This is a genomic window from Streptomyces sp. NPDC044002, from assembly GCF_056434525.1.
In genome coordinates this window covers 17205-33316 of sequence record NZ_JBWKEZ010000047.1, presented here as the reverse complement: position 1 = coordinate 33316, position 16112 = coordinate 17205, and the positions used below count along the sequence as shown (strand labels likewise).

The 16112-nt window shown below is 75.9% G+C and carries 14 protein-coding genes and 1 pseudogene; 8 read left to right on the top strand and 7 right to left on the bottom strand.

What is annotated here, in order from left to right; translation table 11 throughout:
• Positions 1 to 48: 48 nt before the first annotated feature.
• Complete coding sequence (locus AC07A6_RS29015) at positions 49 to 2709, top strand: GTPase-associated protein 1-related protein (RefSeq protein WP_478779112.1); 2661 nt, start codon at positions 49 to 51, stop codon at positions 2707 to 2709.
• On the opposite strand, the gene AC07A6_RS29010 is transcribed toward AC07A6_RS29015, so the two are convergent.
• Together AC07A6_RS29010 and AC07A6_RS29005 are read right to left on the bottom strand one after the other, a co-directional pair.
• Positions 2687 to 3019 (bottom strand): hypothetical protein, encoded by a 333-nt coding sequence (locus tag AC07A6_RS29010; RefSeq protein WP_478779111.1) that lies wholly within the window; start codon positions 3017 to 3019, stop codon positions 2687 to 2689. The genes AC07A6_RS29015 and AC07A6_RS29010 overlap by 23 nt on opposite strands.
• A 41-nt stretch (positions 3020 to 3060) precedes the next feature.
• The gene (locus AC07A6_RS29005) at positions 3061 to 4560 is read right to left on the bottom strand and encodes a hypothetical protein (protein WP_478779110.1); all 1500 of its coding nucleotides are present in this window, start codon (positions 4558 to 4560) and stop codon (positions 3061 to 3063) included.
• A gap of 176 nt (positions 4561 to 4736) precedes the next feature.
• Here AC07A6_RS29005 and AC07A6_RS29000 point away from each other — a divergent pair, with 176 nt between their 5' ends.
• Positions 4737 to 5759, top strand: a complete 1023-nt coding sequence (locus AC07A6_RS29000) for a 3-oxoacyl-ACP synthase III family protein (RefSeq protein WP_478779109.1) — start codon at positions 4737 to 4739, stop codon at positions 5757 to 5759.
• 29 nt (positions 5760 to 5788) lie between these two features.
• Here AC07A6_RS29000 and AC07A6_RS28995 read toward each other — a convergent pair whose 3' ends face one another.
• Positions 5789 to 7009, bottom strand: coding sequence for an RNA-guided endonuclease InsQ/TnpB family protein (locus tag AC07A6_RS28995; protein ID WP_478779136.1), 1221 nt, complete (start codon positions 7007 to 7009; stop codon positions 5789 to 5791).
• Between the two features lie 150 nt (positions 7010 to 7159).
• Between AC07A6_RS28995 and AC07A6_RS28990 the strand changes: the two genes are divergently transcribed.
• The 5 genes and pseudogenes from AC07A6_RS28990 to AC07A6_RS28970 all read left to right on the top strand — a co-directional run bounded on the left by AC07A6_RS28990 (position 7160) and on the right by AC07A6_RS28970 (position 11665).
• Positions 7160 to 7909 (top strand): glycosyltransferase family 2 protein, encoded by a 750-nt coding sequence (locus AC07A6_RS28990; protein ID WP_478779108.1) that lies wholly within the window; start codon positions 7160 to 7162, stop codon positions 7907 to 7909.
• Entirely contained in the window at positions 7909 to 9387 is a 1479-nt protein-coding gene (locus AC07A6_RS28985; protein WP_362467126.1) for a class I adenylate-forming enzyme family protein, read from the top strand. The genes AC07A6_RS28990 and AC07A6_RS28985 overlap by 1 nt, the downstream gene beginning before the upstream one ends.
• Positions 9384 to 9527 (top strand): annotated as a pseudogene (locus tag AC07A6_RS28980) (glycosyltransferase); the annotation flags it as partial. The gene AC07A6_RS28985 and the pseudogene AC07A6_RS28980, both read left to right, overlap by 4 nt.
• A 144-nt stretch (positions 9528 to 9671) precedes the next feature.
• Entirely contained in the window at positions 9672 to 10763 is a 1092-nt protein-coding gene (locus AC07A6_RS28975; RefSeq protein WP_478779135.1) for a cytochrome P450, read from the top strand.
• Positions 10760 to 11665 carry an NAD-dependent epimerase/dehydratase family protein gene (locus AC07A6_RS28970; protein WP_478779107.1) on the top strand — a complete coding sequence of 302 codons (906 nt, stop codon included), beginning with the start codon at positions 10760 to 10762 and terminating at the stop codon, positions 11663 to 11665. Before AC07A6_RS28975 ends, AC07A6_RS28970 begins: the two co-directional genes overlap by 4 nt.
• Here the strand turns inward: AC07A6_RS28970 and msrB are convergent.
• The 4 genes from msrB to AC07A6_RS28950 all read right to left on the bottom strand — a co-directional run bounded on the left by msrB (position 11646) and on the right by AC07A6_RS28950 (position 14947).
• A complete protein-coding gene (msrB, locus tag AC07A6_RS28965) occupies positions 11646 to 12053 on the bottom strand; it encodes a peptide-methionine (R)-S-oxide reductase MsrB (protein ID WP_478779106.1) in 408 nt (135 codons plus the stop codon). The genes AC07A6_RS28970 and msrB overlap by 20 nt on opposite strands.
• A gap of 15 nt (positions 12054 to 12068) precedes the next feature.
• Positions 12069 to 13463 carry a UDP-N-acetylmuramate--L-alanine ligase gene (gene murC, locus AC07A6_RS28960; protein ID WP_478779105.1) on the bottom strand — a complete coding sequence of 465 codons (1395 nt, stop codon included), beginning with the start codon at positions 13461 to 13463 and terminating at the stop codon, positions 12069 to 12071.
• A 66-nt stretch (positions 13464 to 13529) separates the two neighbouring features.
• A complete protein-coding gene (locus tag AC07A6_RS28955; RefSeq protein ID WP_362467122.1) occupies positions 13530 to 13997 on the bottom strand; it encodes an indole-3-glycerol phosphate synthase in 468 nt (155 codons plus the stop codon).
• 146 nt (positions 13998 to 14143) lie between these two features.
• Positions 14144 to 14947 carry a pyrimidine reductase family protein gene (locus AC07A6_RS28950; protein ID WP_362467121.1) on the bottom strand — a complete coding sequence of 268 codons (804 nt, stop codon included), beginning with the start codon at positions 14945 to 14947 and terminating at the stop codon, positions 14144 to 14146.
• Positions 14948 to 14983: 36 nt separating this feature from the next.
• On the opposite strand from AC07A6_RS28950, the gene zapE reads away from it, so the two are divergent.
• Positions 14984 to 16090 (top strand): cell division protein ZapE, encoded by a 1107-nt coding sequence (gene zapE, locus AC07A6_RS28945; protein ID WP_362467120.1) that lies wholly within the window; start codon positions 14984 to 14986, stop codon positions 16088 to 16090.
• The last annotated feature ends 22 nt before the right edge of the window (positions 16091 to 16112 follow it).

Sequence of the window (16112 nt, the reverse complement as noted above, 5' to 3'; positions counted from 1 at the left end):
CACGTCAGTTCGGGTCGTGACGGGATCCGGCCGGGCGGGGGGCCGGGCGTGAACCTCCCCCAGCTGCACTATGCGGGCGGCCCCGAGGGCTCCGGCTTCACCTCCGTCACCCCGGGGGTGGGCGGGGAGCTGCTGCGCGAGGCGGAGCCGCTCCTGCGGTACGAGCCGCCGCTGCGGGCGCCGTCCGCCGGGTTCCCCGAGGCGCTGTCGCTGAGCGTGCTCTCCGACGGGAGCCGGCTGCTGTCGCGCGCGGTGCACACCGGTGCCGGCTTCGACTTCGACTCCGGGTACGGCGGCGGCCCCGGGGCCGGAGCCGGGGACGGCTTCCACGCGCACGCCGTGCACCTGCCCGGCCCCGCCGGGGCGGCGGGCCCCGCGCGGCCGCTGCCCGTCACCGCCTGGGGCTCCGCGCAGTGGGAGGAACGGACCCCGGCGGGCGGGCCGCCCCCGCCGCTGGAGCGGATACCCGCGCCCGGACGGCACGACCGGGCGGCGCTGGCCGCCTTCGTCGCCGACCGGGGGCCGTGGCTGGCGGGGTTCTTCGCCGATGTGCGGCGGGCCGTGGAGGAGCCGGACGCCCCGCGCCTGCTGCTGGTGGAGGAGGACAGCGCGGCCGTGGCCCGCTGGGTGATGCTGGCCTGCGGGGTGCTGCCGCACCAGCGGGGACAGTGGCTGACCTTCACCACGTACGCCCGGCGGCCGCTGCTCGCCCCGCAGCGGCTGGTCGGGGTGCTGCCCGGCAGCGTGCCGGCGGAGCCGTGGCCCTGGCGGGTGTACGGGGCCGCTGGGGCGGGCGTCCCCGGCGAGTGCGGGGACCTGTGGGCGCGGACCGCCTCGGCGGTGTGGCTGGCGGCGCGGCCCGAGCTGTTCGCACAGGTCAGGCGGCTCCCGGCGGAGCCGTACTCGGCGGGACCCCTGGCATCGCTGGCGCTGGCCGCAGGGATCCCGCTGGAGCCCGCGGCCCGGGAGGCGGCCGCCGAGTGGGACGGCACGGCCGGAGCGGGTTCCGGGGATGCCGGGCCCGCGGGGGCGACGGCGGTGCCGATGCCCGGGGCCGGGACCCCCGCGGCGGAACCCCCCGGGCCGGGAGCCTCCCCGGCACCCGGCCCGACGGCCGGGGCCGCCGGTACCGCCCGCGCCGGGACGGAGGCCGCCGGCGCCGCGACAGCCGGGCCGGGGGCGGCCGGTGCCGCCGGGGCCGGGGGGATCCGGCCCGCCGGGACGGGGTCCGCACCGGAGGCCACCGCCGGGAACCGGGCCGCACGCGAAGCCGCCGCCGGGAACCGGGCCGCACCCGACGCCACCCTCGGGAACCGGGCCGCACGCGAAGCCACCGCCGGGAACCGGGCCGCACCCGACGCCACCCTCGGGAACCAGGGCACACCCGACGCCGCCCTCGGGAACCAGGGCACACCCGACGCCACCCCCGGGAACCAGCCCGTGCCCGACGCCACCCTCGGGAACCGGGCCGCACGCGAAGCCGCCGCCGGGAACCGGGCCGCACCCGACGCCACCCTCGGGAACCAGGGCACACCCGACGCCGCCCTCGGGGGCCAAAGCGTCGTCGGCTCCGCGTCCGCCCCGGAGGCCGCGTCGGCGGCGGGGCGGGAGGCGCTGCCCGACGTGGCGCGGCGGCTGGCGCACGCGCTGATCACCGACCCGGACCGGGCGTACGGGCCGCGGGAGCGGGACTCGCTCGCGGAGCTGCCCGTGCTGCGGGCCCTCGTGCTGGACCGGCTGGACGCGCTCGCCGCGGGCGATCCCGCCGCCGGCGCCCGGCTGTTCGGGCGGACCGGGCTGCGGCTGGGCGCGGCGGAGGCGCTGCCGCACCTGCGGATGTGCGCCCGGGCCGCGCAGGCGGGCCCGGAAGCCGACGCGGACCGGGTCCTCGTACTGGAGGCCCTGCTGCGGGAGTCCGGGGTCTCCCTGTACGCCGAGCCGCTCGTGCTGCGCACCGGGATGCGGCTGGTCTGGGCCGGGCACCCGCCCGAGGCGGCCGAGGCCGGGCTGGTGCTGGCGACGACGGGTGCCGCCGTGCACCGGGACGCCGGGACCTGGGAGCTGCTCGCCCGGGCCGCCGCGGCGGCGCCCGCCGGGGACGGGGCGGCGGCGGACCTGGCGCCCGAGCTGCTGCGGCACTTCGGGGCGGAGCTGCCGGACGGGCAGCGTCCCGCGCTGCTGCTGTGGGAACTGGTCCGGGACCTGCGCGCGGGCGGCCCGGCCGGGGACGGCCTGCGCCGGGCCCTGGAGCTGGGGGCCCTGTCCCCGGAGCCGGGCGCGCGGGAGGCCGCGTACGCGGCGGTGGCCGAGCGGCTGCTCGCGCCGGACGGGCCCGACGAGGCGGGGCTGCGGGCCCTGGCGGGCTGCGAGGACCCCGAACTGCTGGCCGCCTACCGGCAGGCGGCCCGCTCCGCCCCGGTGGCGGAGCGGCTGCGGAGCGACCCTGGCCACCTCGCCTCCTGCTACGCCGCCTGGTCGGCGCAGCCGCAGGCCGGGCCGCTGTGGCGGGAAACCCGTACGGAGCTGCTCGAAGGGGTGCTGCGGCCGCTCGTACGGGAGCTGCCGGCGGCGCACCTGGCGGCGGCCGGCCGGGAGCTGGCCCGCCACGACGGCCACCGGGCGCGGGAGTTCAACGCCTGGCGGCGGACGTCCGCCGCCGACCGGCTGCGCGGCGCCCTGCGGGGGCTCATCCCCCGATCAGGGCGCTGATCTGCTGGGCGAGGGCCAGGCCGGCGCTGCCGGCACCCAGGCCGACGGTGATGGTCTCCAGGCTGCGCCGGACCAGGCCCGGTTCGGGGGCGCGCTGCTCCCGGCCGGCCTCTTCCAGTTCGCCGCGCAGGGTGTGCGCGGCGTCGATGCGCTCCGGGCCGGCGTCCCGGTCGGTGAGCCACCGGGCGAGTTCGGCGGCCAGCCGCAGGACCCGGGCGGCGTCCTCCTCCTCCCGCCCGATGTTGATCACGCCGTGGTCGCCGTAGTTGCCGGGACCGTTGACGTTCCCGTGGAAGTGGTACGTGCCCATGCGGGGCTCCTCGTCCGGAGTCGTGGGTGCGGGGCCGGGGTTCAGGGCTTGGCGGGGGCAGGAGCCGGGCCGGGGCCGCCGGGGGCCGGGGCGGGGCCGCCGGTCACCACGGTGCCGCCCGACCCGTAGTTGCCCGGGCCGTTGATCGGCCCCTGGAAGGTGTAGCTGTGGTGGTTGATGATCTGCTGCGCCTGGTCGAAGGAGCTGGTGTCGATGTTGTGGGCCTTCAGGAACCGCTCCGTCGCCGTGAGCACGCCCTGCTGGAGGCGCTGGAGGAAGTCCACCGCGTCGGTGCGCTCGGAGAACCCCACCCGCTTCCAGTCGCCCGCCTTGGCCCGGATGCTGTCCGTCGCCCCGTAGTCGAACTCGATGTGCCTCTTGTCGACGGTCCAGCGCTGCCACCAGAGCCGCAGCCCTCGCATGGCCCTTCCCCAGCCCTTGCCCAGCAGCCGGGCCGGCGACCGGAACAGGGCGGGCAGGAACCGGCGGCCGGTGAAGGTGAGCAGCGTCCACCAGCGCCCGAGCGCGTCCACGCTCAGGGTCCGCACCCGTTCGAAGTCCGTGCGCAGGGGCGGGACCACGTACGCGGCCACCTCCCAGGTGAGCCCGGGGTGCTGGAGCCGGGCCCGCAGGAAGAGGGTGGCGACGACCCGGCCGCCCTCACCGGCCCGCTCCAGGCAGAGGTACGTCCGTACCCCCGCGCCGGGCCGGACCAGTCCCGTCCGCACGCGCTCCGGCGGGACGACGGCCCGGGGACGCCGCAGCTGGTCGGGCAGCAGTTCCTCGCCCGCGTACTGGACCCGGGTGCCGAGCACGTACAGCCGTTCCTGCGTCCGCAGTCCTTCCAGCCCGGCGATGTTCCCCATCTCCCCGGCCACGAAGGCGTGCAGGTCGACCACGTCGAAGGGGACGATGGTCAGCGGGTCGCCGCCCGAGGGGGACGCGGCGGGGGTGCTGACGTCGATGGGCTGCCAGACGCGCGACTGGACCTCCACGCCGCTGCCGACGAACGGGCTGTCCCGCTCCGCGCTCTCGTGGTACGGAACCGCGTTGGCCCGCTCCTGCTCGCGCAGCCGGGCCTCCACGGCCGGGTCCAGCGGCGGGGCGAGCCCTTCCGGCGGGGTCGGGTCCGTGATCAGCTCCAGGGCCCGTGCCCGGGCCCGGCGTTCGGTGGCCAGCACCACGAGCCAGGCCGCGGCGAACGTGCCCGCGATGCCGGCCAGGGAGCGGCCCAGCAGCTCGCCCCGCTGCACCTGGATCCCGTAGCCGCCCAGGCAGACGAAGCCCGCGAAGAGGGCGAGCAGCCCGGTGAGGCAGGCGTCCCGCACCGTGGTGCGGCGCACCGCCGCCCGGGCGTGCCGGGCGACCGCCACCAGGCCGAGTCCCAGCGAGGGCCCGAGGGCCTCCAGCCGGTCCTCGGTGAGTTCGACGGCCGTCTCCAGCGCGAACTCCTCCTCCAGGTGGGCGGCCGCGCTCAGCAGCCGGGTCGAGGAGTCGTCCGCGTACAGGAAAGATCCGGGTAAGGCTCTGCCGTCCGCCATTTTCCCTCCCCCGTGGGTGGCCGGTCGGACCACGATACGGGGAGCGGTGCGCGGTGTCCCGGGGTTCGACGGCACCTTCTCTGGGTTGCCGAGCGGGGGTCCTACTCAGGTCCCCCACAAGGGAACTGAGCATCCGTACTCAGGTCCGGGCGCGGCCGGATCGCCATCGTGGGGGCATGTCCACACAGTCTTGTGATCCGCGGCCGCGCGTCGGCATAACCGCCGTCGGCAGCATGCTGCCCGAGGACGTGCTGTCCTCCGAAGAGCTCCAGCGGGAGGTGGCCCGGCGCAGCGGCCTGGCGCTGCCCGCGCGGCTCCTGACGCAGGCCACCGGGATCGTCTCGCGCAGGGTCGCCGCTCCGGGGGTGTACGCGTCGACGCTCGCGGTGGGTGCGGCGCGCCGGGTGCTGGAGGCTGCCGGGCTCGGCCCGCTGGACGTGGACCTGCTGGTCTTCGCCTCCGCCTCGCGGGACCTGGTGGAGCCGGCGACCGCGCACATCGTGCAGGCCGAACTGGGCTCCAGGGCGCACGCGGTGGACGTGACCAACGCCTGCAACAGCTTCGTCAACGGGATCGACCTCGCCCGGGGCATGCTCCTGGCCGGGCGGGCCCGGCGGGCGCTGGTGGTCACCGGGGAGACCCCGAGCCGGGCGGTGCGGATGGACCCGGCGGACTTCGCGGAGTTCCGCGCCGGTTTCGCCGGCTACACGTTCGGCGACGCGGGCGCGGCCGTCCTGCTGGAGGAGGTGGGGCGCGGCGGGATCCTGGACGTGGACAGTGAGACGCATTCGGAGCACTGGGAGGTCGGGGGCATCCCGGGCGGCGGTTCACGGCACCCGCGCGGGGACTCGTACACGTATTTCCAGGGGGACGGGCACGAGCTGCGCGGGGTGTTCGAGAAGGTGGGGACGGCGGTCATCGACCGGACGCTGCACCGGACGGGCATGGACTGGGACGGTTTCGCGAAGGTGCTGGTGCACCAGGTGACGGTGCCGTACCTGGAGCGGTTCGCGGAGCTGACCGGGGTGCCGGCGGAGAAGCTGGTGGTGACGGTGCCCGAGCTGGGGAACGTCGCGAGCGCGAGCATCGGGGTGCAGCTGGATCTGGTCTTCCCGGAGCTGGCGGCCGGGGAGCGGGTGCTGTTCGTGGGGCTGGGCGGCGGGATCAGCATCATGACGATGATCTGGGAGAAGTCTTGAAACCTCCCCTCCCTGAAGGGAGGGGATTCCTAGCTCACTTCGCCTGACCCCTGGCAGGGGGCAGGTCTTACAAGATCAGCACTAGCCGGGTTGAGACCAGCCCGGACGAGCATGACGCGGGCGGAGTTCCTGTCCCTGGGGGACACGGCTCCGCATGCGGTGCACGTATAGGTTCTCTCGGAGAGGGGGAGTGCGTGCTTGGTTCTCGCTCCGCACCGTGCGCAGTCCATGGTGGTGTGCGCGGGGTGTACCAGGTGCACGGTCCGGCCGTGCTTGCGGGCCTGCTCGATCAGCGCCGCCTTGACGGCGCCGATCGCCGCGTCGGCCGCCTTGCGGGCCATGGTCGACTTGGCCAGAAACTTCGGGCGGAAGTCCTCCACGGCGACGTGGTCGAAATCGCGGGCGACCGTCCTGGCCCACTTGTGTCTGGTGTCCTGCCGCTGCCGGGAGATCTTCTTGGACACCTTCGCCGCCTGGTGCCGGGCCTTGCGGTAGCCGGCGGTGTCGGGCCGGTTCTTGGGTGTCTTGCGCCGGGCCATCATCCGCTGGTAGCGGGCCAGCTTTCCGGCAGCCTGCCTGCCGTGCTGGGGGTGGGGAAGGTCGTGGGCATCGGAGGTGGTGGTGGCGGTCTCCGTCACCCCCCAGTCCACGCCGATCACACGCCCCGTCTTGGGCAGTTCGACCGTCTCGGCGACCGCGACGAACGAGGCGTACCAGTGCCCGAGGCTGTCCCGGTACACCCGCACCGACGTGGGCTCGGACGGGAGATCCCGCGACCACACCACACTCAGCACAATCCCGCCGGCCAGCTGCAGTCGTCCGTTCCTCAACGAGAACCCGCGGCGCGTGTAGTTCAGGCTGGGGGCCGCCTCGCACTTGCGCTTGATACGGGGCATCCCGGCCCGCCGCCCCATCGGCAGTCCCGCCTTGATGTCCTTCAACGCCTTCGCCCGCGACTTCGCGAAGTCCCGGATGATCTGCTGCTGAGGAACGCTCGCTCCTTCCCTCAGCCACGCCATCGTCTGCCGGGCCTCGGTCAGCATCTTGTCGAGCTGCGCCGGGCCACACGTCGCCTTCTGCGCGGCGTCCTTGTTGAGGCGGTGGACCTTGCGGGACATCGCCACGCACTCGTTCCACACCCAGCGACAGCGCGCCCACTCGGCGTCCAGCCGGGCCAGCGCAGTGGACGACAGCCGCAGCCGGAAGGTGTACCGGGCGTGCCCGTCCGCCGTCTCGGCCATCGCTGCCATCGTCACGATCCCGAACCTAACAGCCCCCACTGACAACGGAAGAGAGTGCAGGTCACAACAGATGCGCAGAGAACTCCGCCGCTCCGCGGCTCCGGTCCAAGGACCCATTCCTCCCCCGCCTGAAGGCCGGAACTTCCTGGGAGAACCCCGGTGAACGGCACGCCGATGTGGGTGGTGGTGCCCGCGCACGAGGAGGAGGCGCGGCTCGCCGCGACGCTGGGGGCACTGGCCGCCCAGCGGGACCGGGACTTCACGCTGCTGGTCGTCGACAACGCCTCGGCGGACGGCACGGGCTCCATCGCGCGGGAGTTCGCGGCGCGGGCGCCGTTCCCGGTGGAGGTGATCGAGGAGCCGGAGAAGGGGGTCGGCTCGGCGGTGGACACCGGCTTCCGGTACGCGATCGCGCGGGGTGCGGTGCTGCTGGCGCGTACTGACGCGGACTGCCTGCCCCGGCCCGGCTGGACGGGTGCGGCGCGGGCCGCGCTGCGGGAGCGGCCGGGGCTGGTGTGCGGGCGGGTCACGGCCCGGCGCGACGAGCACGGGCCGCTGGGGCGGGCCGGTTTCGCGGGGCTGGTGGGGGTGGCCGCGCTGTTCGGGCGGCTGCGGCCGGAGCACGCCCGGCGGCACGGCTTCCGGGCGCCGTACCGGATGCACGCGGGGAACAACATGGCGATCACCGCCGAGCTGTACCTGGCCGTGGGCGGGATGCCGCGGCGCCCCTCGCCGACGGACCGGCTCTTCCTGAACGCGGTCCGCCGCCACACCGACCGGATCTCCCGCTGCCGGGGCATGGTCGTGGAGAACTCCACGCGCCGGCTGCGCGCGTACGGCCTCGCCGGGACCGCCCGCTGGTACCTCGACCAGGGCAGCGGCACGCACGGAACGGACGACCCCCGCTGATGCTGGACCGACTCGACAAGGCGCTGCGGGCCCGGCCCGAGCGGCCCGCCGTACTCTCCGCGACCCGTTCCGGCGGCACCCGGGTGCGCGCCACCCGGGGTGAACTCGCCGAGCTGGCCGACGACTTCGCCGCCGCGCTGCACGCGCGCGGACTGCGCGCCGGGGACACCGTCGGGGTGGCCGTGCGGCCCGGGCCGCGCGCCCTGGCGGTGCTGCTGGCGCTGTGGCGGCTGGGGCTGCGCGGTGCGGTGCTGGACCCCGGGGCCGGGGCGGAGGTGCTGCGGGCCCGGCTGGCGCTGGCGCGGCCCGCGCTGGTGCTGGCGGACGGCGCCGCGCAGGCGGTGGCGGGGTGGGCCCGGCCGCTGGCCCGGCGGGCGGCGCTGGAACTGCCGGAGCTGGCTTCGCTGGGGCCGGTGGCCACGGTGGGGCCGCGGCTGCCGGGGTGCGCGCCCGCGCTGGAGCGGGGGGCGTCGCGGGCGGGGGTGCCGGCCGGGTTCGACGGCGACGGCGACGCGGTGATCGTGTTCACCTCCGGGACCACCTCGCGGCCCCGGGCGGTGGTGCACACCCGGGCGGGGCTGGCCGCGGGGATGGAGACGGTATCGGCGCTGTTCGAGGGGGGCGGCGACGGGCCCGTGCTGGGCGGGACCTTCTTCGTGCTGGTGCCCTCGCTGACGCACGGGGCGCCGGTCGCGCTGCCGGCCCGCTCCCCCGCGACGCTGGCCCGGCAGCTGGCGCGGCTGGGTCCGCGGGACACCTATCTGACGCCGCCGCAGCTGCGGGACGCGCTCGGCGCGGGGGCCCGGTTCGGGGGCCGGGTGTGGACGGGTTCGGCTCCGGCGGGCGCCGGCCTGCTGGGCCGGGTCCGGGAGGCGGGAGCGGAGCAGGCGTGGGGGGTGTACGCGCTGACGGAGCTGTTCCCGGCGGCGGCGGTGGAGTCGCGGGAGAAGGCCGCCTTCGAGGGGGCCGGGGACCTGGTGGGCGCCCCGCTGCCCGGGGTGCGGACGGCCGTGGACGCGGACGGGCAGCTGCTGCTGACCGGGCCCGCGGCCCGGGACCGCTACCTGGGCGAGGAGCCCGACCCGTGGGTGGCGACGGGCGACCGGGCGCGCCTGGACGGGGCCGGCCGGATCGTGCTGGAGGGCCGCTGCAAGGACATGGTGCTGCGCCGGGCGGAGAACATCTACCCGGGCCTGTACGAGCCTGCCCTGCACGTGCCGGGGGTGGAGCTGGGCGTGCTGGTCGGGGTTCCGGCCGGCGACGGGGACGAGCGGCTGGTGGCGGTGGTCCAGCCGGAGCCCGGTGTCCCCGAACCGGCCCTGCGCGCCGCGCTGTCGGAGCCGCTGCGGGGGATGGGCACGGCCCGGCCGGACGCGCTGCTGTTCGCGCGGATCCCGCTGTCGGGGCGCTCGCGCAAACCGGACCGGGCGGCGGTGTCGGCGCTGGCGGCGGCCCGGCTGGGCAGGGGTGCGCGGTGAGCCTGTGGGTGGTGGTCCCCGCGTACGACGAGGCGGCCTCGATCGCAGGGACGCCGGCGGCGCCGGCCGCGCAGGAGGACACCGGGTTCCGGCTGGTGGTCGTCGACAACGCCTCCACCGACGGGACGGCCCGGATCGTACGGGAGTGCGCGCGTGGTGCGCGCCGAGCACCTGGTGGTGCAGAGCAGCCTGCGGCGGCTGCGTTCCTGGGGTGCCCGGCGCACCCTGCTCTGGTATTGGGACCGGCGTTGCCGGCCCGCCGACACGAAAGAGGTCCACGTCCGATGACCAGCACCGCCCAGGCCCGGGCCCGCCGGCGCGACCGCCGGGTCTACCTGCGCAGCCACCCGCTCCTGTTCGGGCTGCTCGCCGCCACCCGGGGGCGGGCCGCGCGCCGGATCGGGGGCACGGTGCTGGTGCACGACGCCGACGCCTACCGGGAGGCGCTGACCCGGATCCCGCTGGACCGGACGGCGGCGGGCACGACGGGCGGGGCCGCGCGGGAGGCGCTGCGCGGGGCGGGTGGGGTGCTGTTCGACCAGGAGGGCGGCGGGCACCGGGCGGGCCGGCGTTCGCTCGCCGAGGGGCTCGGTGCGGCCGGGGTGGAGGAGCTGCGGGCGCTGTGGCGGCCGCTGCTGGTACGGGGGCTGGCGCCGCTGGGCCGGGGTGCGGAGGTGGACGTGGTGGCGCTGGCCCGGGAGCTGGCCGGGTCGGTGGCGGGGGCCCTGCTGGGCTGTGCGGCGGAGCCGGGGGAGCTCGCGGCGGCGGCCGCGGAGGCGGCGTCGGCCGCGGTGCGCGGCCACCTGCCGGGCCTGCCGAGGCCCGGGGCGGCGGCGGGCGCGGCCCGGGCGGCGGAGCGGCTGCGGGGGGTGCTGGGCGGCGGGGACGCCCTGGACGCGATGGTGGCGGTGGCCGCGGTGAACACCACCGTGGCGGCGGTGCCCCGGGCGGTCGCCTGGTGCGCGGACGCCGGGCTGTGGGGGCAGGCCGCGGACGCGGGGCTGAGGCCCCGGCTGGCGCTGGAGCTGCTGCGGGTCACGGCGGCCTCGCCGGTGCTGCCCCGGGTCGCGGCGGGGGCGGGGACGGTGGGGGGCTGTCCGGTGCGGGGCGGGGACCGGCTGCTGCTGGTGGCCCGGCACGCGGCGGGGGCGCACCGGCGCGACCCGGACGGGCGGGATCCGGCGGGGGCGGGGGTGGCGCGGCTGGTGTTCGGGGCGGGGCCGCACGTGTGCCCGGGGGCCCGGCTGGCGACCGTACTGCTGGAGGACGTGCTGGAGGCGCTGGCCGGGTACCGGCCGGTGGTGGCGCGTTCCCGGGTGGACCGTCGGGCGGCCCTGCCGGGCTGGCGGGTGCTGACGGTGAGGGCGGCCTCGTGACGACGGTCGCGGTGACGGGTGCGAGCGGCTTCTGCGGCGGGCACGTGGCCCGTGCGGCGGCCGCGGCCGGGCACCGGGTCGTCTGCGTGGGCCGGCGGCCGGGCCCGCTGGGCGGGCACCGGTTCTGGGACGCGGCGGCGGCCGGGCCGGACCTGTCGGGGGTGGACCTGGTCGTCCACTGCGCGGCGGCGGTGGGCGATCCGGCGCCGGGCTCGCGGGCGGAGGCGGCGATGCGCGCCGTCAACGTGGACGGGACGGCCCGGCTGCTGGACGCGGCCGCCGGCCGGCCGGTGGTGTGGGTGAGCAGCGCGAGCGTGTACGACCCGCGCCCGGGCCGGGCCCGGGTCACGGAGGACCATCCGCGCGGGAACCAGCTGAACGCCTACGGCCGTACGAAGGCGGCGGGCGAGCTGCTGGCCCTGGCGGCGGGGGCGGTGGTGCTCCGCCCGAGGGCGGTCTACGGGCCGGGCGACACCCAGCTGCTGCCGCGCCTGCTGTCGCGGGTGCAAACGAACACCCTGCTGCTGCCGGGTGCGGACGTGGAGCTGAGCCTGACGGCGGTGGAGAACCTGGCGGACGCCTGCCTGGCGGCGCCGGGCTGGGCCCCGGGCGCGTACAACGTGGCGGACGCGGCCCCGTACTCCCGGGACGCGGCGGTGGCGGCGGTGCTGCGCGCCCACGGGGTCGGGGCGCGGATCCGCCACCTGCCCCTCCCGGTGGCGGGGGCGGCGGCCCGTGCGGCGGAGGCGCTGTCCCGGCTGACGGGCGGCGAGCCGGCGCTGAGCCGGTACGCGGTGGACCAGCTGGCGCACCCGGTGGTGCTGGACCTGTCCAGGGCCCGCGCGCAGGGCTGGACCCCGCGGCGGACCCTGGAGGACTACCTCAGCCCTCGGCCGGCGTGAGCCGCAGGGAGATGCTGTTGATGCAGTACCGCTGGTCGGTGGGGGTCGGGTAGCCCTCGCCCTCGAATACGTGTCCGAGGTGGGAGCCGCACGTCGCGCAGAGGACCTCGGTGCGGACCATGCCGTGCGTGGTGTCGGCCCGCAGCTCCACCGCTTTGGTGTCCTTCGGGTCGAAGAAGGACGGCCAGCCGCAGTGCGAGTCGAACTTCTCCGAGGAGCGGAAGAGCTCGGCGCCGCAGCCGCGGCAGGAGTAGACGCCCTCCGTCTTGGTGTCGGTGTACTCGCCGCGGAAGGCGGGTTCGGTGCCGGCGAGGCGGAGCACCTGGTACTCGGACGGGGTCAGCTCCGCCTGCCACTGCTCGTCCGTCTTCTGGACCTCGTACGCCATGACGCTCCCGCTCCCTCAGTTCGACAGGCGGGCGAGGATCTTCGGTCCCAGATCCGTGACGTCGCCCGCGCCCATGGTGAGAACGAGATCGCCGGGCTTGGCCATTCCCGCGACGACGTCGGCGACGGCGTCCTTGTCGTGTTCGGCGGCGACGTCGGCGCCGGCGGTGCGGGCGGCGGAGATGATCAGCTCGCTGGTGATGCCGGGGATCGGGTCCTCGCGGGCCGGGTAGATGTCGAGGACCACGGAGGCGTCGGCGAGGGCGAGGGCCTGGCCCATCTCCTTGCCCAGTTCCTGGGTGCGGGAGAAGAGGTGGGGCTGGAAGACGACCAGGATGCGGGAGTCCCCGGCGGCGCCGCGGATGGCCTCCAGGTCGGCGGTCATCTCGGTGGGGTGGTGCGCGTAGGAGTCGATGACCTGGACGCCGGCGGCCTCGCCCTTGAGCTGGAGGCGGCGCTTGACGCCGGTGTACTTGCCGAGCGCGGCGGCGAGGTCTTCGGCCGGGATGCCGAGGGCGACGCCGGCGGTGAGGGCGGCGACGGCGTTGTGGGCGTAGTGGCGGCCGGGGACGGAGACGGTGAAGACGATCTCGCGGCCGTCCATCACGACCTCGACCTCGCTGGTCAGGCCGCGGGGGGTGACCTTGCGGATCCGGACGTCGGCGGTCTCGTCCTCGCCGTACGTCTTGACGGTCAGGCCGGGGTTGCCGCTGACGCGGCCGGCGATCTCGGCGGCGCCTTCCTGGCCGTGGGCGACGACGAGGGTGCCGCCGGGGACGATCTTGCCGACGAAGGTCTCGAAGGACTCGTAGATCTCGTCCATCGACGCGTAGTTCGCGTGGTGGTCGAGTTCCGCGTTGAGGATGATCGCGACCTGCGGGGTGTACTTGTGGAAGCTGCGGTCGCTCTCGTCGGCCTCGGCGACGAAGACGTCGCCCTCGCCGTGGTGGGCGTTGGAGCCGGGGGCGTCCAGGTCGCCGCCGATGGCGTAGGAGGGGTCCAGGCCCAGGGCGCTGAGCGCGACGGCCAGCATCGAGGTGGTGGTGGTCTTGCCGTGGGTGCCGGCGACGGCGATCGGGCGCAGGCCGTCCATGACGGAGGCGAGGGCGTCCGAGCGGTGCACGACGGGGATGCCGAGCTCGGCGGCGCGGGCCAGCTCGGGGTTGTCGGCGCGGATGGCGCTGGAGACGACGACGCAGGTGGCGTCGGTGGCGAGGTGGCCGGCGGCGTGCCCGATGTGGACCGTGGCCCCGTGGGCGCGCAGCGCCTGGGCGGTCTCGGAGTCACGGGAGTCGCTGCCGGCCACCTGCGCGCCGCGCTGGGCGAGGATCTTCGCGATGCCGGACATGCCGGCGCCGCCGATGCCGATGAAGTGGGGCCGTTCCATCGCGGTCGGCAGGCCGGGCTTCATTCAGGTCGCTCCAGGATCGAGTGCGGGGGCCCGCCGGGGTGGGCCCGGGGGTGTGTCCGCCCCAGCCTATTCGTTGTGGGCGAAGAGCTTGAGCACCGGAACCTCCACTTTGTGCCGGGCGCGGGAGGCCCAGTCGCGGTGGAAGAACTCCTCGACCAGGTGGGGGGCGGTCAGGACGATCACCTCGTCGGCTCCGGTCTCGTCGACGACGGCCTTCAGTTTGTCGAGCGGGTGGTCCTCGACGATCTGGCCGACGGCCTTGGCGCCCTTGGCGCGCAGGGCGGCGAGCGAGTGTTCGAGCGCCTGTGCGGCGGGCCCGCGGGCGGCCTCGCCCTCGGGCACGTCGGCCTCGTGGAGGGCCTCGGGCAGCTCGCCGAGCGCCACGTCGTCGATGGCACGGAGCAGCCGGTCCTGGTCACCCCTGGGTTGCATGAGGACGAAGAAGGAGACCGGGTCGTCTCCGTGCAGAGTGGTGACGAAGTCCACGTCCACCGTGGTCAGCGGCTGCTCGATCATCAATACGCTCGTGAACACGGACGCCCTCTCCTTCATGGGCCGAGGCCGGTCGGCCGGCCCCTGCGGAAACCATCCTGCCCCGCCGGCGCGCGGGGCCTCGCGAGTATGTGTGCCCAGGTATGTGCCCGTCGGAAGCTAAGCGGAACGAGAAATTCCGCTCCTTGTCAGATCCGACGGTAGCTGGTGAACAGGAACCCGGCCTCCTCCAGTACGCAGGCGGGCGCGAGCCGGTGCGGAACCGCGACGGAGGGCCCGCCGGAGATCCGCTGGGCGCCGCCCGCCGTGAGCGTCGGGGAGATCGTCAGGCACAGCTCGTCCAGTACGTCGGCCGCCACGAACTGCCCCAGCAGCCGGGGCCCGCCCTCGGTCAGCTGCCGCCGCAGCCCCCGGGCCGCCAGCTCGCGCACCGCCCGCTCCGGGTCCGCGCCGGCCCCCTCGCCCGCCACCACGACCTCGGCCCCGGCCGCGGCGGCCGCGGCCACCCGGTCGGCCGGGGCCCCGGCCCCGGTGACCACCAGGGTGGGGACCAGCGGAGAGGTGAACAGGGGCAGGGTGAAGTCCAGGTCCAGGCTCGCGGTGACCACGGCGATGGCGGGGGCGGGACCCTGCCCCGCGGCCGCGCGCCGGGCCGCGAAGGCCTCCCGGGCCCGCGCCGGGCGGTAACCCTCCTGGCGAACCGTTTCCGCCCCCACGACCACCACATCGGCCAGGGCCCGCAGGGTCCCGAAGATCCGCATGTCGGTCTCGCCCGAGATGGGCTGGGAGCGCCCGTCGTGCTGGGCCGCGCCGTCCAGCGTGGACACCATGTTGGCCCGCAGCCAGTGGGCGCCCGGGGCCAGCTCCGGGTACGCGTAGGCGTCGGCGAGCTCGTCCAGCGACCACTCCCGGTCGGCGGACGGCCACGCACCGTCGGCCGGGCCCCCGGGAGCGGCGGATGTCTGATCGGTCACAGGGAACAGGCGTCGCATCGGTGCAGTGTGACACGCCCCGTAGAGTTGAGAGCTGTGCCGACATCTCTCTCCACCTCCGGTCCTGCCTCCGGGCAGCCCCCCATAGCCGACGCGGGCCCACTCGCCCTGTGCGCCCGCGAGCCGCGCGTGCCGGCCGAACGGCTGGTGGCCGAGATGGTCCCGCCGCCCCGCTTCGACTCGGTGCGCTTCGACACCTACAACCCCGACCCCGCCCAGCCGAGCCAGGCCGAGGCGGTCACGGTGCTGAGCGGCTTCGCCGCCGGGCTGGGCGGCGCCCACGCCAGCGGCGCCGGCAAGCGCAAGTGGTTCCAGAAGAAGGCACCCGCCCCGGCCGCCGGCCCGCGCGGGGTCTACCTCGACGGCGGTTACGGCGTCGGCAAGACCCACCTGCTCGCCTCCCTCTGGCACGCCACCCCGGCCGAGCCCGCGCTCAAGGCCTTCGGCACCTTCGTGGAGCTCACGAACCTGGTCGGCGCGCTCGGCTTCCAGCAGACCGTGCAGACCCTGGGCGGGCACCGGCTGCTGTGCATCGACGAGTTCGAGCTCGACGACCCGGGCGACACCGTGCTGGTCTCCTCCCTGCTCAGCCGCCTCGTCGAGCAGGGCGTGGCACTGGCCGCCACCTCCAACACGCTGCCCGGCAAGCTCGGTGAGGGCCGCTTCGCCGCCGCCGACTTCCTGCGCGAGATCCAGGGGCTCTCCGCCCACTTCCGGCCGCTGCGAATCGACGGCCAGGACTACCGCCACCGCGGCCTGCCCGAGGCCCCCGCGCCCTTCTCCGACGAGCAGGTCGCGAAGGCCGCGTACGCGACCCCGGGCGCGAGCCTCGACGACTTCCCGGGCCTGCTGGACCACCTGGCGAAGGTCCACCCCAGCCGCTACGGGGCGCTGACGGACGGAATAGCGGCGGTCTGCCTGACCGACGTCGTCCCGGTCCCGGACCAGTCGACGGCGCTGCGCCTGGTGGTGCTCGCCGACCGGCTGTACGACCGCGAGGTCCCGGTACTGGCCTCCGGGGTGCCCTTCGACCGGCTGTTCAGTGACGACATGCTCAACGGCGGTTATCGGAAGAAGTACTTCCGAGCCATATCGCGGCTCACCGCCCTCGCGCGCGACGCGAAACCCCTGGTCTCCCAGTAGGTTTGGCACGGCCGGGTCGCTT